18 protein-coding genes are annotated in these 22,578 nt (G+C 45.3%); 11 read left to right on the plus strand and 7 right to left on the minus strand.

Translation table 11 applies throughout. The annotated features are described in order from the left end of the window. Positions 1-333: 333 nt before the first annotated feature. Positions 334-1,026, minus strand: coding sequence for a TIGR04219 family outer membrane beta-barrel protein (locus AC4MCD_RS00155; RefSeq protein ID WP_491876331.1), 693 nt, complete (start codon positions 1,024-1,026; stop codon positions 334-336). 130 nt (positions 1,027-1,156) lie between these two features. On the opposite strand from AC4MCD_RS00155, the gene AC4MCD_RS00160 reads away from it, so the two are divergent. The 4 genes from AC4MCD_RS00160 to zupT all read left to right on the plus strand — a co-directional run bounded on the left by AC4MCD_RS00160 (position 1,157) and on the right by zupT (position 5,693). Next, complete coding sequence (locus AC4MCD_RS00160; protein WP_491876332.1) at positions 1,157-2,605, plus strand: aldehyde dehydrogenase family protein; 1,449 nt, start codon at positions 1,157-1,159, stop codon at positions 2,603-2,605. A gap of 592 nt (positions 2,606-3,197) precedes the next feature. Beyond that, positions 3,198-4,673, plus strand: a complete 1,476-nt coding sequence (locus AC4MCD_RS00165; protein WP_491876333.1) for a sodium-dependent transporter — start codon at positions 3,198-3,200, stop codon at positions 4,671-4,673. A gap of 10 nt (positions 4,674-4,683) precedes the next feature. Next, positions 4,684-4,794, plus strand: coding sequence for a methionine/alanine import family NSS transporter small subunit (locus tag AC4MCD_RS00170; RefSeq protein ID WP_004780392.1), 111 nt, complete (start codon positions 4,684-4,686; stop codon positions 4,792-4,794). An 83-nt stretch (positions 4,795-4,877) separates the two neighbouring features. Next, the gene (gene zupT / locus AC4MCD_RS00175) at positions 4,878-5,693 is read left to right on the plus strand and encodes a zinc transporter ZupT (protein WP_312317747.1); all 816 of its coding nucleotides are present in this window, start codon (positions 4,878-4,880) and stop codon (positions 5,691-5,693) included. Between the two features lie 62 nt (positions 5,694-5,755). Here zupT and rsmB read toward each other — a convergent pair whose 3' ends face one another. Both rsmB and fmt read right to left on the minus strand, forming a co-directional pair. Further along, positions 5,756-7,060: a 16S rRNA (cytosine(967)-C(5))-methyltransferase RsmB gene (gene rsmB, locus AC4MCD_RS00180; RefSeq protein WP_491876334.1), complete on the minus strand. Its 1,305-nt coding sequence runs from the start codon at positions 7,058-7,060 to the stop codon at positions 5,756-5,758. Beyond that, on the minus strand, positions 7,057-8,019 hold the full coding sequence (gene fmt, locus AC4MCD_RS00185; RefSeq protein ID WP_004780397.1) for a methionyl-tRNA formyltransferase: 963 nt from the start codon (positions 8,017-8,019) through the stop codon (positions 7,057-7,059). Before fmt ends, rsmB begins: the two co-directional genes overlap by 4 nt. 407 nt (positions 8,020-8,426) lie before the next feature. Here fmt and ilvD (AC4MCD_RS00190) point away from each other — a divergent pair, with 407 nt between their 5' ends. The 6 genes from ilvD (AC4MCD_RS00190) to AC4MCD_RS00215 all read left to right on the plus strand — a co-directional run bounded on the left by ilvD (AC4MCD_RS00190) (position 8,427) and on the right by AC4MCD_RS00215 (position 15,274). Then, the gene (gene ilvD / locus AC4MCD_RS00190) at positions 8,427-10,256 is read left to right on the plus strand and encodes a dihydroxy-acid dehydratase (protein ID WP_160232191.1); all 1,830 of its coding nucleotides are present in this window, start codon (positions 8,427-8,429) and stop codon (positions 10,254-10,256) included. Positions 10,257-10,455: 199 nt separating this feature from the next. Further along, positions 10,456-10,659, plus strand: a complete 204-nt coding sequence (locus tag AC4MCD_RS00195; RefSeq protein ID WP_067731511.1) for a hypothetical protein — start codon at positions 10,456-10,458, stop codon at positions 10,657-10,659. A 293-nt stretch (positions 10,660-10,952) separates the two neighbouring features. Continuing rightward, a complete protein-coding gene (gene ilvD, locus AC4MCD_RS00200) occupies positions 10,953-12,638 on the plus strand; it encodes a dihydroxy-acid dehydratase (RefSeq protein ID WP_034171552.1) in 1,686 nt (561 codons plus the stop codon). A gap of 152 nt (positions 12,639-12,790) precedes the next feature. Next, the gene (locus AC4MCD_RS00205) at positions 12,791-14,071 is read left to right on the plus strand and encodes a hypothetical protein (protein WP_491876335.1); all 1,281 of its coding nucleotides are present in this window, start codon (positions 12,791-12,793) and stop codon (positions 14,069-14,071) included. A gap of 21 nt (positions 14,072-14,092) precedes the next feature. Further along, a complete protein-coding gene (locus AC4MCD_RS00210; RefSeq protein WP_491876336.1) occupies positions 14,093-14,380 on the plus strand; it encodes a chorismate mutase in 288 nt (95 codons plus the stop codon). A gap of 156 nt (positions 14,381-14,536) precedes the next feature. Next, on the plus strand, positions 14,537-15,274 hold the full coding sequence (locus AC4MCD_RS00215) for a sulfite exporter TauE/SafE family protein (RefSeq protein WP_180053063.1): 738 nt from the start codon (positions 14,537-14,539) through the stop codon (positions 15,272-15,274). Here the strand turns inward: AC4MCD_RS00215 and AC4MCD_RS00220 are convergent. The 4 genes from AC4MCD_RS00220 to AC4MCD_RS00235 form a co-directional block, all read right to left on the minus strand. Further along, complete coding sequence (locus AC4MCD_RS00220) at positions 15,271-16,176, minus strand: LysR family transcriptional regulator (RefSeq protein WP_491876819.1); 906 nt, start codon at positions 16,174-16,176, stop codon at positions 15,271-15,273. The genes AC4MCD_RS00215 and AC4MCD_RS00220 overlap by 4 nt on opposite strands. A gap of 97 nt (positions 16,177-16,273) precedes the next feature. Then, positions 16,274-17,569 (minus strand): solute carrier family 23 protein, encoded by a 1,296-nt coding sequence (locus AC4MCD_RS00225; protein WP_005233183.1) that lies wholly within the window; start codon positions 17,567-17,569, stop codon positions 16,274-16,276. 297 nt (positions 17,570-17,866) lie between these two features. Beyond that, entirely contained in the window at positions 17,867-20,551 is a 2,685-nt protein-coding gene (ppc, locus tag AC4MCD_RS00230) for a phosphoenolpyruvate carboxylase (RefSeq protein WP_491876337.1), read from the minus strand. 150 nt (positions 20,552-20,701) lie between these two features. Then, positions 20,702-21,325 carry a TetR/AcrR family transcriptional regulator gene (locus AC4MCD_RS00235; RefSeq protein WP_419365137.1) on the minus strand — a complete coding sequence of 208 codons (624 nt, stop codon included), beginning with the start codon at positions 21,323-21,325 and terminating at the stop codon, positions 20,702-20,704. 148 nt (positions 21,326-21,473) lie between these two features. Here AC4MCD_RS00235 and AC4MCD_RS00240 point away from each other — a divergent pair, with 148 nt between their 5' ends. After that, positions 21,474-22,577 (plus strand): efflux RND transporter periplasmic adaptor subunit, encoded by a 1,104-nt coding sequence (locus tag AC4MCD_RS00240; RefSeq protein WP_491876338.1) that lies wholly within the window; start codon positions 21,474-21,476, stop codon positions 22,575-22,577. Position 22,578 lies beyond the last annotated feature (1 nt).

A 22,578-nucleotide genomic window follows, 5' to 3' on the forward strand; every position in this document is an offset into this window, starting at 1 on the left:
AAATGTGAGGATTTTCAGATTAGCAACAAGGTGATTCTTACAATGTTGGATTTTTAGCTCGGAACTGTTAAACAATGCTAAGAATTTATAGATAAAAAAAGCCCCAACATCCTGTTGGGGCTTTTTTCGTATCTCGTGCTTAGGTATAACTCCTGTCGTACCTCACGTCCTGGTGCACTGCTTTATTCTTCTTGTTTTTAGGTATTTGGGCTTCCTGCTCTATATGTCTGTAGAATAGTCTGAACCTGAAAGCTGGCATAGACGTCGATGACATCTATTATTGTATGTCTGGGCTTACAGGGTGAAACCAATTTTCATAAGTCATTATATTATTTAGAAGTGTATATCTAAGCCGATATAAGGACCTTTAAATTCCAGTTCTAAATCTGGCGCATTATTTTGTTCGGCATCAATATTCATGATGCGATAACCGACTTTAGCCCCTACATCGACCAGCAGGTTATCAATGAAGTCATATTGCAGTTCAGCCTGAACATCTGTCTTTTTAATATCGCTACCATGACTGTAAACCGCTTCAGCTTTAGCACTCATGCCAGTAAATGGCAGTTTTACCCCAGCGGTAGCATAGAGTAATGGGCTATATTCATCTAGATCGTATTGAGTCAGGGCACCTGCATTCAGGTTTCTGACTGTACCATCCAGATTAGTCAGACCTGCACCGATATCAGCATGGACAATGGTATCCAGCAGTTCGTAATACAGAATATAGTCGATATTATTGAGTTCGATATCGGCAGCACTCAGCGGGGTGCTTTGTTCGCTATTATTGTCCAGATTCACATATTTGATTTTGGCATTTGGCAGTAGTGGTACTGGATGTTCAAATGCGACAGACAGTTGAGCCGTGCCTTGGCGATCCAGATCCTGTTTGCTGGCATTGGCAGACTGGCTATAACCGTCAAAATTCCAGTAGCTGGCATCTGCTTTAAGACCAATCACATCCGCATGGCCTATGCTGCTCAGTCCTAATCCTAGTAATAATGCAGTGAATAATTGTGTACGCATTTCTAATTTTCCTTACGCTTTCTTTAAATTGAGCGATTTTGTTACCTAAATACATCTTCTTAAACGTAATCAGTAAGTGCATGATATAGGTAATTTCTAAAATGTATATGCTAATGTGAAGGGCAGAATAATGGGATCGACAGCAGCACAACATCATCAAGACTATCCATTATATGTGGCAGGACAGCCGGTACAAACGGGTGAATGGCTGGAGGTCAAACATAAATATAGTCAGGAGCTTTATGCACGTGTCGCGTTGGCAGATGCTGAAACTTTAGAAAAGGCAATTCAGTCTGCGACTCAGGCAGAAGCAGAAATGGCAGCGTTGGAACCTTTCCAGAAACAGAAAATTCTGCTGCATTGTGTGAAGCGGTTTAATGAAATCCGTGAAGAACTGACTGAAATCCTGATTGCCGAAGGTGGCAAACCACGTAAAGCAGCTGGCGCAGAAGTAGAACGTCTGATCAATACCTTCCAGATTGCGGCAGATGCGGTCACCCAGATGGATCAGGGCCGTATTTTGCCTCTGGCAGTCACCGCCGCAGCTTCCGGTTATCAGGGCATGGTGAAACAGGTACCGATTGGTGCTGTATCCCTGATTAGTCCGTTTAATTTTCCATTAAATCTGACTGCACACAAAATTGCACCGGCAATTGCTGCAGGTTGTCCATTTGTATTAAAACCGGCGAGTCTGACTCCAGTTTCAGCCTTAAAAATTGCCGAGATTCTGGCAGAAACCGATTTACCGAAGAATGCCTTCTCAGTTCTGCCGTGTCCACGCGATCTGGCGGATGTACTGGTCACAGATGACCGTTTTAAATTGCTGAGCTTTACCGGTTCCGATGTCGTGGGCTGGGATATGAAAGCTCGTGCTGGCCGCAAAAAAGTTACTCTGGAACTCGGTGGGAATGCCGCAGTGATGATTGAGCCAGATACTGAACTCAGTGAACAGCTGATTGACCGTCTGATTGGTGGCGCTTATGGTCATGCAGGGCAGGTGTGTATTAGTGTGCAACGTATACTGGTGCATCAGGATATTTTTGAAGAAGTGAAAGACAAGCTGGTTCAGAAACTGCAACATCTGAAAGCCGGTGATCCGGATCTGGAAACGACTTTGCTAGGACCAATGATTAAGGAAGCTGAAGCTAAACGTTTGCATCGCTGGATGGAAGATGCCGTAGCGCAAGGTGCCCATGTACTGACCGGTGGTGAAGTGAAAGGTGCGATGTTTGAACCGATCCTATTGGAAAAGGTAGATCATCAACTGGAAATTTACCGTAATGAAGTGTTTGGTCCGGTTGCCATTATTGAAGCTTATAGCGATTTTGAATCAGGGATTGCCTGTATTAATAGCAGTCGCTTTGGTCTGCAAGCCGGTATCTATACCCAGAATCTGCAGAAGATGATGTATGCCTGGGATCATCTGCATGTGGGCGGTGTGATTATCAATGATATTCCGTCATTCCGTGTTGATAATATGCCTTATGGCGGTGTCAAAGATTCCGGTCTGGGCCGTGAAGGCATTCAGTCTGCGATTCGTGACATGCAGGAAGAACGTATGCTTGTCATCAAATGTTAAGCTGACCGAATCAATCAGTACTGTTCCACAATTGGCATAAGAAAGGCCGGTTGTGGAATTTTGCTTTTTATTGCTTAAAAAGGTAGCAGAGTAGGCAGAAAATATAGACTGAATAAATTAAGACACAGCTCTGTTTTTATTCAGAAGAAAATGAACAAAGAAGATTCAAAAACACTTTTTCAATTTCTATTTAACACTTGATGAATTAAGAGCGAAAAATTGCATGAAAACTGTAGTAAAACTTAAAAAAATATATTCCAAAAAGTTTGTTAATATATAACTAAGAAAATCAAGAGCTCAGCGTAGAATTATTGAGCATTTGATAAGAATAGATTATAAAAAAAGAATGTTTTAAGCAGAAATTACAGAAAAAATTTGAAAAAGTCAGTATTGTTGAACCATCTACAAGGTCGGCTTTCTGCTCAGACTTTAAGCAAGCTGTCCGGCTAGCTGACCTGTTTGTATATTAGAATTCGATGCCCAAAAGGTATAACTCTAATTCAAACACCCGAAATAATTGAAATGCTTCTTCAGTGCTCGCGACATAACCATAACAAGCAGTATTGAATGAAGTTTAAAGTTTAGGTGTTCTATGACAGATACTCGAGAGAATTGGTCGGCACGATCAGGATTTATTATTGCAGCCATTGGCTCTGCCGTTGGTTTGGGGAATATTTGGCGCTTTCCATACGTTGCCTATGAAAATGGCGGCGGGGCATTCCTGATTCCTTATCTGATTGCGATTTTTGCAGCAGGTTTACCTCTATTATTTTTAGATTATGCAGTCGGACATAAGTTCCGCAAAGCACCACCAATGGCCTATAAAAAACTCATGAATGCAGAATCTCTGGGTTGGTGGCAGGTCATGGTGACCCTGATCATCGGGATTTATTATGCCAGCGTCCTGTCTTGGGCCGGCAGCTATATGATTTATTCTTTTGGACAGCAGTGGGGCACAGATACTCAAGGCTTCTTCTTCAATAGCTACCTGCAAAATGGTGAGGGCTTAACTTTCGGTTTTGTACCGGTACTGTTCTTTGGTCTGGTGATCGTTTGGGCAGCCGTGATGCTGATTCTCTATGGTGGGGTACGCCGTGGGGTGGAACTGGCGAATAAAATCTTCATGCCTTTGCTGGTAATTTTATTCACGATTCTGGTGATTCAGGCGGTACGTTTACCGGGTGCAGTCGATGGCTTAAATGCTTTCTTTACCCCAAACTGGGAAGCCATGACCAATTATAAAGTCTGGCTGGCTGCGTTTGGTCACATCTTCTTCTCACTCTCAGTGGGCTTCGGGATTATGTTGACCTATGCCTCTTACCTGAAACGTAAAACTAACCTGACCGGTTCAGGTGTCGTAGTAGCATTAGCTAACTCGTCGTTTGAAATCTTGGCAGGTATTGGGGTTTTTGCAGCGCTTGGTTTTATGGCGTTCAGTTCAGGTGCGAAAGTTGAAGATGTGGTCTCTGGTGGTATCGGTCTGGCCTTTATTGCCTTCCCGAAAATCATTTCCAGCTTAGGTGCAGGCGGTGACCTGTTCGGCTTCCTGTTCTTTGGTTCATTGACGGTGGCAGGTATTACCTCCATGGTGAGTATTCTGCAGGTACCAATTGCGGCATTCCAGGACAAGCTGGGTTGGTCGAAGAACAAGTCAGTGACGATTATTGCGGGTGGTTCAGCAGTTGTATCCACCTTGATGTTCTCAACGCATAGTGCCATTACATTTGTCGATATCATTGACTACTTTGCCAATAACATTGGTATCGTGGGTGGTGGTCTGTTATCGATTATTTTACTGTCCTGGTTCCGCCGTCCATTGATGAAAGAGCTGGAAACACATGTGAACGAGTTTGCCAGCCTGAAACTGGGGGGCAGCTGGAAGTTCATGCTGACCCTGATCACGCCGTTGTCTTTATTATTGGCATTGGCTTTAACCCTGAAATCAATCATGGCAGAAGGCTATGGTGGTTATCCTGCAAGCACGCTATGGCTGATCGGTGGGGGCACCATTGCATTCTTTATTCTGGGCGCCATTTTTTTCAGTCTAGTTAAAGATCGTCATAGTTAGGAGAACGAATATGAATACATCTGCATTGATTATGATGATTTTCTCCATGGTTTTATTATGGGGTGGTCTGGCACTGGCTGTCATGCATCTGGCAAAAAATCCAGAAGAACCAGAAGACTAAAAATCTTCACATAAACACATTGTTGCTGTAAATGAAAGTCATTATCATCTTTGGTGATAATGACTTTTTTAATGGGCAGACTTATGGGAATTGCTCCCGTTACCGATGTGCAAGTCTATACTGCTTTTGCAGTGACATTTTTGGCAGGTCTGGCTACCCTAGTAGGTGGGGGATTAGTGCTGTTCTTAAAAAAACCGAATTACCGGGTTTTAGCCTTCGGACTGGCCTTTGCTGCGGGAGCAATGATCTATGTCTCGCTCACAGAAATTCTAAACAAATCGATCAGTTCATTTAGCCTGGCCTTTGATGAAAAATCCGGTTTTGCTTATGGTACTTTTGCCTTTTTATTGGGGGTGGTACTGGTCTTATTGCTGGATCGATTCGTTCCTAATCCGCATGAAACCATTGAGGCACAATCGAAACAGGATCTGAGTCAGCCGCAACTGCTAAGAACCGGTCTGCTGACATTATTTGCGATTAGTGCACATAACCTGCCAGAAGGATTGGCGACTTTTTTTGCAACTTTGGAAAGTCCTGCACTCGGTGCACCTTTGGCGGTCGCCATTGCGATTCATAATGTACCTGAAGGTGTTGCGATTGCATTACCGGTTTATGGTGCAACAGGCCGTAAAGATTATGCACTTGTGGCCAGTCTGGTTTCAGGCCTTGCTGAACCTCTGGGCGCTGCGCTGGGTTATTTCATTCTGGCGCCGTATATGAGTCATACCATTTATGGCATGGTGTTTGGGATTATCGGTGGGGTGATGGTTTATCTGGCACTAGATGAACTCTTACCGACTGCAAAACGTTTTTCTAAAGGTCATGAAACCGTGTATGGTCTGGTCAGTGGGATGGCGGCATTGGCGACCAGTCTAGTGATTTTTAAATTTGTACAATAAGAATTTCAAATCAAAACAATAAAAAAGGCAGCCAAAGCTACCTTTTCTTTTAGCAATATCATTTAAGCAGTTTTTTCAATCCGGCAATAGAAGAAGCCATCGCCTTGACCGGTTTTAGGTAGCAGCTGACGGCCATGGATCTGTTCAATGCCCCAATTAGCTTCAATTTTAATTTCTTTAGCCTCGGGGTGTTTGCTAAAGAATTCGACCATCTGCTGTTCATTTTCCGCTTTGAGAATTGAGCAGGTGATATAGAGCAGGGTGCCGCCAACTTTGAGTTGCTGCCACATATTTTCCAGAATCTGCTTTTGCAACTCTACTGTCTGGGTAATATCGGTTGAATGACGTAACAGACGAATATCTGGATGGCGACGCATTACACCGATGGCTGAACACGGCGCATCCAGCACGATACAGTCCGGCTGTTCCGGTGCCTGCCAGGTGATGGCATCTGCGGCTTTAATTTCAACATGATCGCCTTCAAGTAACAGACGTTCAAGATTCTCAGTGACACGCGTTAAGCGCTTGGCATCCTGATCCAGAGCAATCAGTTTACGCGGCTGATATTTTTCTAGAATATGCGCCGTTTTACCACCCGGTGCTGCACAGGCATCAATAACATACTTATCATCCAGATTTGGCAACAAGGTAGCGCAGAGCTGGGCATGTTCATCCTGTACCGAAAAACCACCGACATCAAAGCCGGGTAAATCAGGTACTTGTACATTGGCATCGAGAATAATCCCGACCTTGGAAACAGTACAGGCATGGGCAGGAATTTCGTGCTCGTCCAGAATTTCCAGATAGTCTGCGCGGCTAACCTGACGTTCATTTACGCGCAAAGTCAGTGGAGCAATCTGCTTTAACTCATGACTCAGTTCAGTGAGCTGTTCTGGCCAGTCTTTTTTCAGACGTTTAAAGAGCCAGCTTGGCAGGCCATGAGCCTGATCCAGTGCTGCCTGAAATTCCGATGTTTCACGTGAAACACGGCGCAGGATGGCATTCACTACGCCACTTAAAGCCTGATAGCCGAGTTGCTTTACAGCAGTCACGGTTTCAGAAATGGCAGCGTGTGGCGCGATTCGGGTTTCCAGTAACTGGTATAGGCCGACATAAAGACAGGTTTCAACCGTGTCATTATTTAAAGGTTTGACCAGCAGAGGCAAGGTAATACTTTTAAGTGCATACCATTGACGCAAAGTACCCAATACCAGTTCATGGAACAGGGCACGGTCACGGTCGGCCACTTTCTTTAAATGCAGCGGCAAGATACTGGCCAGAGATTGTCCTTGCTGTACAGCAAGTAAGGTACGAATCACTTGGGCACGCAAGTTAAGGTGAGATGTGCCTGATTCAGAATGACTCATGCCAATAATTGTCCTACATGTAATTTTTGGGTCTGGTTAATTTGTACCGGATTGAGCGGTTTGCCGCCCGGCCATTGCAGTGAAGTTAAACATACTGCTTTTTCATCACCACAGGCTACATGCACACCCTGTTTATCAATCGCCAGAATTGTACCAGCGGCATGACAGTGCGCATTTTTTTCTGAAAGTACCGAACCCCAAACCCGCAGGTTGTTATTTTCATCCAGAGGAATAAAAGCGACTGGCCAAGGATTAAAGGCACGGATATTACGGTCAATATTAGAGGCAGTACAGCTCCAGTCAATTCGGGCTTCTGCCTTAGACAGCTTATGAGCATAGACGGTAAGTTCTTCGTCCTGCACTTCCCGGGCAGCTAAATACTGTTGTAATTTTTCTTCAGATTCCAGTACCGCTACAATTGCTTCAGCACCTTGAGCAGCCAGTTTATCATGCAGGCTGGCTGAGGTATCTTCTGCAGTAATTGGACATAAGGTTTTATACATCATGTCACCAGTATCCAGCCCGGCAGCCATTTTCATGATGGTCACGCCAGTTTCGTGATCACCTGTTGCAATTGCACGTTGGATCGGCGCAGCACCACGCCAGCGTGGCAGCAGTGAACCATGAATATTCAGGCAACCATATTTAGGCGTATCCAGAACCACTTGCGGCAAAATCAGACCATAGGCAGCTACAACCATCACATCAGCATTCAACGCTTTTAACTCAGCCTGAGCAGCAAGACCTTCTTCAGTTGAAGACTTAAAATGAAGTGGCTGATATACCGGAATGTCATGTTCAAGCGCCAGCTGTTTCACAGCAGAAGCGGTAAGTTTCTGACCACGGCCGGCTTTACGATCCGGCTGAGTATAGACCGCCACAATTTCATGATCGGTTTTGAGAAGCGCAGCCAATGCAGTTGCTGCAAATTCTGGTGTGCCTGCAAATATGATTTTCACACATGAAATTCCAAATAAACTTGGCAGCTATTATAAGCTAAAAGCCAAATGGCCGCCTAATCTACAATGCACTTAACTGTTACAGCGATTATAGATTCCTACTTTTAATTAAATTTTATATAAAAAAAACTCATGCAAATTCTAAAAATTATTCATGAAAGTTTTGTATTGTCCGATCCATGATGGCGGTATAGTAGCTTTATTAAGAGATTTTTATTGTCAGCTCACCGAGACCTCTCTATAGACATTTTTGTCTGCATCTACAACGAATAGGTCATCTTGTAAAACAATGGCTTGTAGTATGATAGGTCTAACATTCGACTGATTTAAGCTCATTGTCAGTATGATCTAGCCAGAGTGAACCTTTTTTGGTTCATTCCAAGCTCAAACTTTGTTGGAAATATAAAATGCCTGACTATCGTTCAAAAACATCGACACACGGAAGAAACATGGCGGGTGCGCGTGGCTTATGGCGCGCAACTGGGATGAAGGATGAAGACTTCGGTAAACCGATTATTGCAGTGGTGAACTCATTCACCCAGTTTGTACCGGGTCATGTTCACCTTAAAGATCTAGGTCAGCTCGTGGCACGTCAGATTGAACAGGCAGGCGGTGTAGCAAAAGAATTCAATACCATTGCTGTCGATGACGGCATCGCGATGGGTCATGACGGTATGCTGTATTCACTGCCTTCACGTGACCTAATTGCTGACTCGGTAGAATATATGGTCAGCGCACACTGTGCCGATGCGATGGTGTGTATCTCGAACTGTGACAAGATCACTCCGGGGATGTTAATGGCAGCAATGCGCCTGAACATTCCAGTGGTATTCGTGTCTGGCGGTCCGATGGAAGCCGGTAAAGTGAAAATCCGTGGTAATGATAAAGCCATCGACTTGATCGATGCCATGATCGTCGCTGCAGATGATAACTATACTGATGAAGAAGTGGCTGAATACGAACGTTCTGCATGTCCAACCTGTGGTTCATGTTCAGGCATGTTCACTGCGAACTCAATGAACTGCTTGACTGAAGCATTGGGTCTATCGCTTCCAGGTAACGGTTCAACTTTGGCAACTCATGCGAACCGTAAAAAACTGTTCGAACGTGCAGGTTCTCTCATTGTTGAACTGGCAAAACGCCATTATGAACAAGACGATTACAGCGTATTACCACGTTCAATGGTGACTAAAGCTTCGTATGAAAATGCCATGACTTTGGACATCGCAATGGGTGGTTCAACCAATACCGTTCTACACTTATTAGCTGCTGCAAACGAAGCGGGTGTGGACTTCACCATGGATGACATCGATCGTCTATCTCGTAAAGTACCAGTGCTTTGTAAGGTCGCTCCTGCGAAGAATGATGTACATATGGAAGACGTGCACCGTGCCGGCGGGATCATGTCGATCCTCGGTGAACTAGATCGTGCAGGCCTGTTAGATACCTCTGTCGGTACGGTTCACGAAGCAACATTAAAAGATGCTTTAGATAAATGGGACATCATCCGTACTGAAGATGAAGACGTATATCAATTCTTTAAATCAGCACCAGGTGGCGTACCAACCCAGACTGCATTCTCACAAGACCGTTACTACTCACGTTTGGATGGCGACCGTGAAAATGGTGTGATCCGTAATGCAGAACATGCATTCTCTAAAGACGGTGGTCTGGCTGTACTTTATGGCAACATCGCGCTAGATGGTTGTATCGTAAAAACGGCCGGTGTAGATGAATCAATCCTGAAATTCAATGGGACTGCACGTGTATTTGAAAGCCAGGATTCTGCGGTAGACGCGATTCTGGGTGGCAAAATCACAGCAGGTGATGTGGTTGTGATTCGTTACGAAGGCCCACGTGGTGGCCCTGGTATGCAGGAAATGCTGTACCCAACCAGCTACCTGAAATCGAAAGGTTTAGGTAAGGAATGTGCACTGTTAACTGACGGCCGCTTCTCTGGCGGTTCATCAGGTCTGTCGATTGGTCACGTTTCTCCAGAAGCGGCTGAAGGCGGTGCGATTGGTCTGGTTGAAGATGGCGATCGTATCGAAATCGATATTCCAAACCGTACCATTCACCTGGCAGTAGATGATGCGACCATGGCCGCTCGTCGTACAGCACAGGATGAAAAAGGCTGGCACCCAGTGGAAGAACGTCCACGTAAGATTTCTAAAGCATTGAAAGCTTATGCGATGCACACTACAAGTGCTGCAAAAGGTGCGGTACGTGAAATCTAAGCTGTAAATTTTTATAGCGCGAAAAAGCACTCCAGATGGGAGTGCTTTTTTATTCCTTAGCGATTTAAACTTAAGTAAAACACCTAAACTTTCAATAAAATCAATGGAGAGAGGGCTTTAGATACTTAAAACCGATAAAGTCTTGAAAAAAGTATGTGTATACTAAAGCGACAGTATCAATGCAAAAGTGATTACACGCATGTCCATGAAATTTATTAGCCGCTTTGTGGCAATTTTAGCGCTCATTATGATTTTAGCTGCACTGAGCATTCAATTTTTCTTTGATCCACATTATACCGTCGTCTTTTGGATATTAGCTGTTCCTGTGATTTTGGCGGCTCCGATTCTGGCATCTGTGGTGTTGGCTTCCAATGAAGAACTTGGTCTGCATCAGGTGAATTAAGTACGCCTACACTAAAAATTTATAAGTAATTGATTTTAAATAGTGTAAAGATGAATCTAATCAGAAATCATCCCATGACTGATTTACAGTCTCAGTAAAAGGCCCGGCTTGAAAAGACCGGGTCTTTTATTATGTATGGCAACTTCGTACTTCAAATACTCATCTAAGAAAATAAAAAATAACTGAGTCAGATACACAGAGTCTTACTTTTATGTCGAGATTGCTTTCTATACAATCGGATAAAACCTAGCCAATATTTAGGCTTCTCAAAAATTACACTCAGGACGAATAAAATGAGTAAAGACAATATCCGAGAACATTCCGCGCCTGTTTATGAAGGCATTGAAAATGCACCGGCCCGATCCATGATGCGTGCCACCGGTTTTCAGGATGAAGACTTTACTCGTCCTTTTATTGGGATCGCTTCGACCTGGGCCAATGTCACTCCCTGCAACATGCATATTGATGGTCTGGCGCGTACAGTCGAGCAGGGCGTTAATGCTGCCGGTGGTAAGGGGATTATCTTCAATACCATCACTATTTCCGACGGGATCTCCAACGGGACTGAAGGGATGAAATACTCCTTGCTGTCGCGTGAAATTATTGCCGATTCGATTGAAGCGGTGGTCGGTTGTCAGGCCTATGATGGCGTGATTGCGATTGGGGGCTGTGACAAAAATATGCCGGGCTGCATCATGGGCTTGGCACGTTTAAACCGTCCAGGTCTGTTTATTTATGGTGGCACCATCAAGCCGGGTGAAGGGCATACCGACATGATTTCGGTATTTGAAGCGGTGGGTCAGCATGCCAAAGGCGAAATTAATGCGATTCAGGTGAAACATATTGAAGAAGTGTCTTTGCCAGGGCCGGGTTCTTGTGGGGGGATGTATACCGCGAATTCTATGGCCTCTGCGATTGAAGCTCTGGGAATGAGCCTGCCGGGTTCCTCTGCACAGGAAGCGGTGTCTGAAGACAAGCAGATTGACTGTGCCCGTGCTGGTGAAGCAGTGATGAATCTACTGCGTCTGGATATCAAGCCACGTGACATCATGACCAAAGCGGCTTTTGAAAATTCAATTAAAGTATTGATTGCATTAGGTGGATCAACCAATGGTGTACTGCATCTGTTAGCCATGGCGCATACGGCGGGTGTGGAACTAAGCCTGGATGACTTTGTACGAATTGGAAAAGAAATTCCTGTCGTGGCCGATGTCCGCCCATCCGGTAAATATCTAATGTCAGAACTGATTGCTATTGGTGGAATCCAGCCATTGATGAAACGCATGCTGGATGCTGGCATGCTAGATGGTTCCTGTCTGACCGTGACCGGAAAAACGCTGGCAGAAAACCTGGCCGATGTAGAAGATTATCCAGAAGGTCAGCAGATTATCTTGCCATTCGACAAACCGGTGAAAAAAGACTCGCATCTGATCATTATGAAAGGCAACCTGTCACCGAATGGGGCAGTCGCCAAAATTACCGGTAAGGAAGGCCTATATTTCAAAGGACCGGCACGGGTGTTTGAAGGTGAACAGGGCGCGATGCGCGGGATTCTGGATGGCGAAGTTCAGCCAGGTGAAGTGGTCGTAATTCGCGGTGTTGGCCCGAAAGGTGGACCGGGCATGCCGGAAATGCTAAAACCGACTTCTGCTATTATTGGTAAAGGTCTGGGGGATTCAGTCGCACTGATTACTGATGGCCGTTTCTCAGGCGGAAGTCATGGTTTTGTGATTGGTCATGTCACACCAGAAGCCTATGAGGGTGGTCCGATTGGTCTGGTGCAAAATGGTGATGAAATTTCCATTAATGCGGAAACCCGTGAAATGACCTGGCATATTTCGGATGAAGAGCTTGCTGCACGTCAGGCGGCCTGGGTGAAACCGAAACCGAATTACACTCACGGGGCACTGGCGAAATTCGCCAAACTGACCTCTGGGGCGGAGACCGGGGCCGTGACTGACCTAAATCTTGAAATCTAAAGTCTTAGAAAACATTGAACATTTGTTGCTGACTTGATATAAGTTTTGCACAAGACTTATATCAGGTCATAAACATCCTCATAATAGGATGTTGAATAAAACGATCCTGCTGGCAAGGGCTGGCATGACAAAATCTTTTCGAGGCACCTCTCATGTCCCTGCTACGCCGTTGGTTTGATCCAATCCGATCGAGTTGGTTTTACCAGAAACCAGTTCGTCAAACGGTGTTATCTATTGAAGATGGCTTGAGCATCCATTTAAGACTGGATGATGTTTATAGTTATCTGGCGGTACAACAGTTACCGCAACTGGAAGAAATTCTCAGTCCGGAACTGAAGCCACTCAAAGTCATTATTTCAGATCAGCGGGCTGAGCCGCCTAATCAGATGTCTTTTGATGAATGGCAGCACTATTGCCTGAATGATGCCAAAATTTTATCTAAACAGCATCGTTTCAGCTTTCATGAGACCCCAGAATTACCAACAGCTGAAGCCTTAAAGCAGGCAGAAACCATCCTGAGAAATACGCCATTACGCGGACAGGATTTTCTGTATTTGCTAGAAGATGTCTTTCATATGCTCTGGCAAAAACAGAACGGAAAATTACGCACTTTATATGCGATGGCCAGCCGTCATCATGCGCCGCAGAATTTTCCGGAACGGATTTTTGAGCATAGTCCGATTCTGGCCAGTTATTTCCAGTTTGGCGGACGTCAGTATCAGGCGGTAGATGACTTGTTACGTCTGACCCGTCGCCTAAAACAGCAAAGATTACTGACCGGCAATCCGATTTTCCTGATCAATCATATTGAATGGCGCGAGCATCTGATCAGTGATGCCGAAGAGCTGAATGAAATCCAGTCCATGGACCCGGAGCTAGACCTGTATATCGCTCTGGAAGATCCGATTTCCTGGTTGTTGCTGGCTTATATCAAGGAAGAGCTGGCTGATTTTTATAATATCCAGTTGAATGTCTATCCGTTGTCTTATCAGGGACGGGACTGGTTTGACTGGAGTCTGGCGACGCGCTTATCCAAGCGGACTGAAGTTAAATTTACCCCATTCTGCCGGCCAACCGAGCAGGCCGTGATGCCGATGGCGCAATTGTTTTATAGCTGTCCGGAAGAGCAGCGGATTGAAGCCATGTACCAGATTCTGGAAGCGGTCTGGACCCGTGGCTATGATCTGTCTTATGCAGCGCATTTCAAGCGTATGCAGCAGGAACTGAATATTATTGAACTGACCCAGGAAGATGTTCTGGCCAAGTTGCAGGAAAATGACACCTTATGTGAAATGAAGTCCCAGCCGAATTTACCAGTGCTGGAACTACGTATTGATGGGCAAAGTTATACATTTAATAGCTTATATCGTGTCTGGATGATTGAAAGTATTTTCAGTAATGTGTTAGAAGAAAAGTATAAGAGTGATAACTAAACTGAAAGTGACTGAATAAACATGGAAAAAATCAAAGCTGGATCATTACAACATGCACGTCAACAGATCGATGCCATTGATACAGCTTTAGTCGAGCTGATCGCTGCGCGTCAATTTTATGTTGATCAAACCACCCGTTTTAAAAAAACTGAAACTGATCTGCAATCACCGGAGCGTGTGGAGCAGATTGTGGAAAATGTCAAAGCCTTGGCACAACAGCAGGGTGTGGATCAGGCGTTTATTGAACATTTGTACCGGGAAATGTTCCAGTATTTCATTCAGCGTGAACTGAAAGAATTCCGTCCTTAAACAATTTTCATATCCGATTTTTGCTGATGAATCTGATGAGTTTCGGCACATCCATCTGAAGCCTCAATATTTACTTGAGGCTTCCTTCTTAAAACCCTGATTTTACTCTATTCGTGATTTCTATAGCATGGGCTTAAGTTAATTTAGGGTCATCAGATGACTGCTTTTGTTATTGCTATTTTTGCTCTGGCTGGCCTGATTAAAGGCACCATTGGATTAGGTCTGCCTGCGGTGTCCATGGGTTTGTTGACCATATTTATGAGTCCATTTCAGGCAGCAACTTTACTGATTGTACCTTCGATGCTGACCAATTTCTGGCAACTCTTTGCCGAAGGTCATGTGCTGAAACTGATTCGCCGTTTCTGGCTATTGCTGGCAGGCATTATCGTGGGTTCAGTCTGGAGTATTTTCCCGACCTTGGGTCATTCTGAATTTCATAGTGAAGCCTTACTGGGCGGGATGCTTGCCCTGTATGGCCTATATGGTTTATTGGCGAAACGGATGCCAGATTTAAGCCAGCATGAAAAGTGGCTTTCTCCGATTATGGGATATCTCGGGGGTGCTTTGACCGTGGCAACTGGGGTAGTGGTAATTCCGGTCGTGCCTTATTTGCAAACCCTGCATTTAAAACGTGATGATCTGGTTCAGGCCTTAGGATTGGTATTTACTACCTCGACGGTATGTTTGGCAATTTTCCTGCACCAAAACCCGGTGGAAGATATGCCGATTGATTATGCCATGTCGGCGATTGCACTGATTCCAGCCTTGATCGGGATGTGGTTCGGCAAAAAAATCCGTTCCCGTATCCCTGAACAGAAATTCCGGACAGTATTTTTTATCGGCCTGATTGCCTTAGGCAGCTATATGATGCTGCATCAATTCGGCTGGATTTAATTCAGGATTTTTTGTACATCCGCAGAAATGAGGAACTGACTAAAGTGCTGATAGGCCGTGCTCAGTTCATCAAAGTTCTTTGCAGCTAACAATAACTTGCGGTTGGCCCAATCTCCAGTCAATTGGATTTGCTGAAATGCATAGAGCTTCGACAAACGTTGTGCAGCACGTTTTGGCATGATCGCGATACCTACACCATTGGCCACAACCTGGGCAATGGCGGCAAAATTTGGTAAGCGTAAGCGGTATTGAATTTCACAGTTCAGCAAGCGAGCCTGAGTTTCGATGGATTGCTGCAAAGAGTGATATTGCATCAAACCAACAAAGGGATAATTCAGACAGTCTGCTAATGTTAATGCCTGATTCGTTGCCAAATCATGTTGTTCAGGGCAGATCAGCACCAAAGGATCATCTGAAAATTCCAGAGTTTGTAATTGTGGTGCAGGAAAAAAGCTGGAAATAAGTCCTAGCTTGGCAGTACCACTCGCCAAAGCCGCAATGATGTCATTGCTCTCTGCTTCTTTGAGGTCGATCTGGATATTTGGGTTATTTACCAGATACTGTGGCAATAAGAGGGGAAGGTACTCACTTTGTGCTGAAGAGTTACACCATAAGCTGATATTGGAATGGAGTCCTTCACTAAAGCCGGCCATGGCTTGAGACAACTGTTGTCCCTGTTGCAACAGGGCTTGGGCATGTTCAGCAAAGACCTGTCCCGCAAAAGTCATTTTCACCCCGCCAGAATGGCGGCTGAACAGACTGACCTGATATTGCTGTTCCAGCTTTTTAATCCGCTCACTGGCTGCCTGTAAGGAAATAGCAGAGCGTTCAGCACCTTTGGTCAGACTACCTGTGTCGACTATATTGAGAAAAAGACGTAAATCAAAAAAATCCAGACGCATCGGCAGGATGCTCATATAAAAGATCAGGCCTATTTAAACAATTCTTGCAATATAAAAAAAGCAGCCTGGCGGCTGCTTGAAAATTTAAGTCTTCGAATTATTTTTTATCGACCAGGCTAAAGAACCAGTTCAGGAATAACGCAGCAAAGGTCGCTGTACCAATTCCACCTAGGTTAAAGTTACCGAAGGTCAGGGCAAAGTCACCCGTACCCAGAATAATGGTCACTGCTGCTACCATCAGGTTTTTGTTCTGTGAAAAATCGACTTTATTTTCGATCCAGATTTTCGCACCGGCAATAGTAATCAAACCAAAGACCACAATAGAAGCACCGGTTAAAATCGCCGTTGGAATGGTATGAATAATCGCACCAAACTTCGGTGATAAACCGAGGAATACCGCAAACACACCCGCAACAGCAAAGATAATCGTTGAGTAAACCCGGGTAACTGCCATCACACCGATGTTCTCACCATAGGTGGTCATACCCGGTGCGCCCACACCACCTGCCAAGGTAGTTGCAATACCGTCCGCCACAAAGGCTTTACCAATATGCGGATCCAGATTTTCACCGGTCATGGCGCCCACGGCTTTAATATGTCCCAGGTTTTCTGCAATCAGAATCAGGGCAATCGGCGCAATGATCAGCATGGCATTGGTATCAAATACAGGCGCATGGAAGCTCGGAACACCAAACCAGCCCGCTTGCTGAATGGGCGCAAAATCAATCGCAGTGCCATAGCCCATTACATTACTTAAAATGTAGTAAATGAAGTAAGCCAGCAATAAACCGATCAAGAGCAATAAACGCTGTACCAGACCTTTGGTAAACACCGCAATGGAACCCATACACAGTACGGTCACCAGTGACATCCACATATTAAAGGTATTGCCCATGACGTTTTTCACGGTCACAGGGGCCAGGTTCAGACCAATAATCATTACCACCGCACCGGTCACGACAGGCGGCATCAATTTTTCAATCCAGCGGGTTCCCGTTGCCATCACCAGAACACCCATCAAGGCATAAAGCACACCACAGGCAATAATCCCGCCGGCGGCGACACCAATATTTGGATTCAGTCCGCCAGCACCTGCATAACCGGTTGCCGCAATCACCACCCCAATGAACGCAAAGCTTGAACCCAGATAACTTGGTACACGACCACCCGTGATCAAAAAGAACAGAATGGTACAGATCCCCGACATTAAAATGGCCAGATTGGGATCAAAACCCATTAGAAATGGCGCCAGTACCGTCGCACCGAACATGGCAAAGGCATGTTGTACCCCCAAGATCAGGGTCTGGGCAGGCGGTAAATACTCTGCGGTACCTACTGGTCGTGCATCGATACTACCCTCATAAGGGCGCCACTTGGGAAACCAATTGGACATAAAATGAGCACTCAAAAGATAAATTGTGCACATCATACTCTTGTTTTTTAGAAGATTTAATCACTGAAACAAAATTTTTGTTCAAATTAATTCTATGACTTTATTTGAGATTTTACCGTGCGGTAAAAGTTTTTTAAATCAAAACTAAAGTTAAATCAGTGGATTAATTCCCGGACAATTCATATTCAACTTCTATAAGTAATTTTAATTTGATATATAAATAAAGCTTTTTTTGGCTATTGACTGATCAATAAAAAAGCACATCGTGTAGATGTGCTTTAAATGAAAGGGAAAAAATCAACCGGTATTTCGTAAACCGGCGGCAATGCCGGCAATACTCACCATCAGGGCATGATCGACCGGAGTGTGTTCAGCCTGCTGCTGTTCCAGATATAACCGACGACGTTTCATCAGTTCGGCTTGTAGTAAATGGAGCGGCAACAGATAAGGTTTACGCACCGTCATGGACTGGTCCAAGACGCCATTACTGCTGAGCAGTTTTGACTCACCTTTTAAAGTGAGTAGGGTCTGGATTGCATCCTGTAAACGTTGACGCAATTCCGTACCAAGCTCTTTCAGGTCTTCATCCTGAGTCAGATGCGATTCGTAATAGAGCGCGACATTGCTGTCTGCTTTGGACAGCACCATTTCCAACATATCAATCAGGGTCTGGAAATACGGCCATTCAGTTAGCATTTCATCTAGAATCGTACGTTGCCCTTGATCCAGTACCTCATTTAATGCGGCACCGGTACCCAGCCAAGCCGGTAACATCAGACGGATCTGGGTCCAGGCAAAGACCCAGGGAATGGCGCGCAAGGATTCAATTCCACCGCTGACCTTACGTTTGGCAGGGCGAGAACCCAGCGGTAACATTTGTAATTCCAGTTCTGGGGTCACGGTACGCAAGTATTTCACGAAATGCGGATTTTCACGTACTGTCTGACGATAGACCTGTACCGACAGATCGGTCATCTTATGCATCAGATCACGCCATTCCGGTTTCGGTTCAGGTGGCGGTAATAAAGTCGCTTCCAAAGTCGCTGCAGTATAAATTTCCAGATTTTGTAGCGCGATTTCTTCCAGACCAAATTTAAAGCGAATCATCTCACCTTGTTCAGTCACCCGAATGGCCCCTGAAATCGAACCCGGCGGTTGCGAGAACAAGGCTTGCTGGGTGGGTGCACCACCACGGCTGATCGAGCCGCCACGACCATGGAACAGGGTCAGCTGGATACCATGCTGTTTGGCGACTGCGGTCAGTTCTTCCTGCGCACGGTACTGTGCCCAGTTGGCTGACATAAAGCCGGCATCTTTGGCCGAATCCGAATAACCAATCATGACTTCATGCTTGCCCTGAATATGCTGTTTGTACCAGTGCATATTAAAGAGTGTCGACATGGTGTCAGCAGCACCGTCGAGATCTTTTAAGGTTTCAAATAAAGGTACTACCCGTAAAGGCTGTTTAATCCCGGCTTCTTTTTGCAGCAGCAAGACGGCCAGCACATCACTTGGGTATTCGGCCATGGAAATAATATAGGCACCCAGAGACTCACTTGGCTGTTCGGCCAATGTGCGCATGGTGATAAACACTTCTTGTACATCTGGATGTTCAATCAGGCTACCCGCTGGTTCATTCAGGTGCTTAGGTAGTAAAGGACGTTTGCTTTGCAGTTCCTGCAACAGGAAGTTTTGACGGGCCTGTTCAGTCCAGGTTTCAAAATTACCCAGACCCAGATATTCAGTAATGGCTGAAATGGCCTGACGATGACGACCCGATTCCTGACGAATATCCAGTTTGAGAAGTTCAATGCCGAAACAGTTCACCCGGTAAATCAGGTCCAGCAGACTGCTATTGGCAAGTTCTGCCAGATTGCACGCCATCAATGAGTGATAGCAGGTCAGTAAAGGTTTTAATAACTCATCTTTACTTTTAATGACCCGACTATCATCAGCATCTTTGCCATGCAGTTTTTCAGCCAGCCAAGCCCGGGTAATTTTTAGACGTTCACGGATATCGCGTAAATATTCACGGTACGGTTCAGGATGTTGATGGCCTAACGCCTGTGTAATTTCATCGCTGCATTGCTGAATAGAAAGTTCCCAGCGCAGGTTTTCAATATCACACAGATAAAGATCAGCTGCTTTCCAGCGTGACAACCACAATACTTCCTGAGTCACATTATGCGTCACATTCGGGTTGCCATCCCTGTCGCCACCCATCCAGGAAGCGAAACGTACCGGAGCAACATCTAGCGGCAAAGTCTGGCCACATTGTTCCTCAACCATGCCGTTCAGTTCACGAATGAATTTGGGTACCGCATTCCAGAGGGTCTGTTCGATTGTCGTAAAGCCCCATTTGGCTTCATCCACCGGGGTTGGGCGATGTTGACGGATTTCGTCCGTTTGCCAGGCAGAACTGATCAGCTGTTTTAAGTCAGCCAAGACCGCCTGACGTTCACGCGGGGTCAGTTTCTGCTGGTCAAATTTGGACAGGGCATTATTGATACCATCATATTTCTGGATCAGGGTGCGTCGGCTGACTTCTGTTGGATGTGCGGTCAGCACCAGTTCAATCTTTAATTCACAAATTTGCTGATATAAGGTTTCTGCAGAAATTTCTTGCTGTTTGAATTTTTCAAATAAAGGCATCAGAGGATTTGGAGATTCTGTGCTTTCCTCAAATTCGCTTTGACGGCGACGACGTACCACATGGTACTGTTCGGCAATATTGGCAAAGTTTAAGAAATGGGTGAAGGCACGGGTCAATGGCAGGATTTCATGATCTTCTAAAGTCAGGAATAATTGTTCCAGCTGTTTTTCTGCTTCAACCTGTCCATCGCGAGCACCTTTCGATAAGGCCCGAATTTGCTCGACCTGATTAAACAAATCTTGCCCCGCATGTAACTTCAGGGTTTCTCCCAGCAAATTACCCAGTAAACGTACGTCTTCGCGTAGAGGTGCATCAATCTGTTGAACCATTTTTTATATCCCTCCGATTCTTCCTTTGACTATACCCCGACTGCATGACAATCCAAGTCTTTTGCAGACAAAAGTTGAATATCATTTGTTGATAATTGAATGAATTTTAGTCTTTACGCTGTTGCAAGGATCCGGCCAGATAGAAGAAATTTAACGGGAAATTGCATATTTCAGCATAAAGATCTCGATGGCCTGCTGAATGATCTGATGGCGTTGTTGCATGTCGGGTAGCGGACTTAAGCCCAGTAAGACTTTGTGATGTCGCATACCTAGCAGTAAGGACACCATCAGTTCGGTCTGATGCTGCGGATCATCAGTCTGGATAAATTGATGTTGCTGCGCCTGCTCAAAGAAATCATGCCAGGCCTGATTCAGCTTGATATGTGAGGCCGTATAAAAACGTTCCGCCAACGGATTTTTTTCATAGGCCAGTTGCATGATGAGCAGGTCCAGTTTGAGAGCTTCCGGCAGATTGGCAATATTGAATGAGCGCAGACAGATCTGATATAGCTCCTGCTGAAAATCACTATCAGGCTGTAGAACTTTAGGAGATTCCTGCAGAATTGCCTCACAGGTTTCTTCAACCGCACAGCTAAACAGCGTGGCCTTATCCTGAAAATGATTATAGACAGTGAGTTTGGTCACACTGGCTTCCAGCGCAATCTGGTTCATGCTGGAACCATGATAACCATGCTGTAAAAACAGCTGTTTAGCTGCGTTCAGAATACGCTGGCGTTTTTCCAGATCCTTGGGCCGTCCAACCGGTATTTGCACAATTTCATCCAAAAAAATTCAATATGGTCATTGTTTTAACTGCAGAATCCTAATTAGTGTACCGAGTGGTATATTAATTAAAAAATAAGCAATTTATATATCTACCTATTTTGCCCTAAAAATGATGATTAGATAAGAGCGAACAATAATGAGCACGATACAGAGCGCACTGGCTGGCATGATCGTCCTATGCAGTATGGCTTTCTCAGGATGTAGCAAGGACAGCGCTGCAGCAGAACAGGAAGTTCCATTTGTCATGGTGACCACACCGAAAACTTCACATCAGGAATTGAAAAGCTATGCCGGTGATGTCCAGGCACGTCAGCAAACGGCACTGGCATTCCGGGTAGGCGGACAAGTCACCCAGCGTTTTGTCGATGTGGGTGATCAGGTAAAAGTCGGGCAAGTCTTGGCGACCCTAGATGTGAAAGATGCTCAACTTCAATTAAATGCAGCACGTGCCCAGCTAGAAAGTGCTCAATCGGCCAGTAAAATTGCTCAGGATGAATTACAGCGTTTCAAGCAGCTGTTACCGACCAATGCTGTGAGCCGCTCGCAATATGATGCGGTTGAAAATCAATATAAGGCAGCTGCGTCAAATCTGAAACAGGCTCAGTCCAATTATGATACGGCCAAAAACCAGACCGCTTATAACCAGCTCATTGCCAATAAAAATGGGGTAATTACTGCACGCAATATCGAAATTGGTCAGGTCGTTGCAGCAGGGCAGGCTGCCTTTGAACTGGCGATTGCCGGTGAGCGTGAAGTCGTAATTGGGGTTCCTGAACAGGCGATTTCCGAAATTAAAACCGGTCAGCCGGCCTGGGTGACGTTATGGTCCAAACCGAATGAAAAATTTGCTGCCTTTGTTCGTGAGATTTCACCAGCAGCAGATCAATCGCGTACCTTCCGGGTGAAAGTGGCTTTACGCGAAGGTAATAGCCAGATTCAGCTCGGTCAGAGTGCCCGGGTGTTCTTCCAGAACAGTCAGGACAATGTCCTTAGCGTTCCTTTATCCAGCGTTTCAGCGACTGATCAGCAGGCCTATGTGATAGTAGTCAAGCCGGATCATACTATTCGCAAAGTGCCGGTGCAGCTGGGTGCTTATGGCCGTGATTCTGTGCCAGTCTTCAGTGGTTTAAAGGCTGATGATTATGTGGTGATTGGTGGAGTGCATCTGCTGCGTGACCAGCAAAAAATCAATCCGATTGACCGTGAAAACCGTAGTGTGAAAATTCAGGCAGGGAGTTAAA

The organism is Acinetobacter sp. CAU_H_78, from assembly GCF_058599365.1.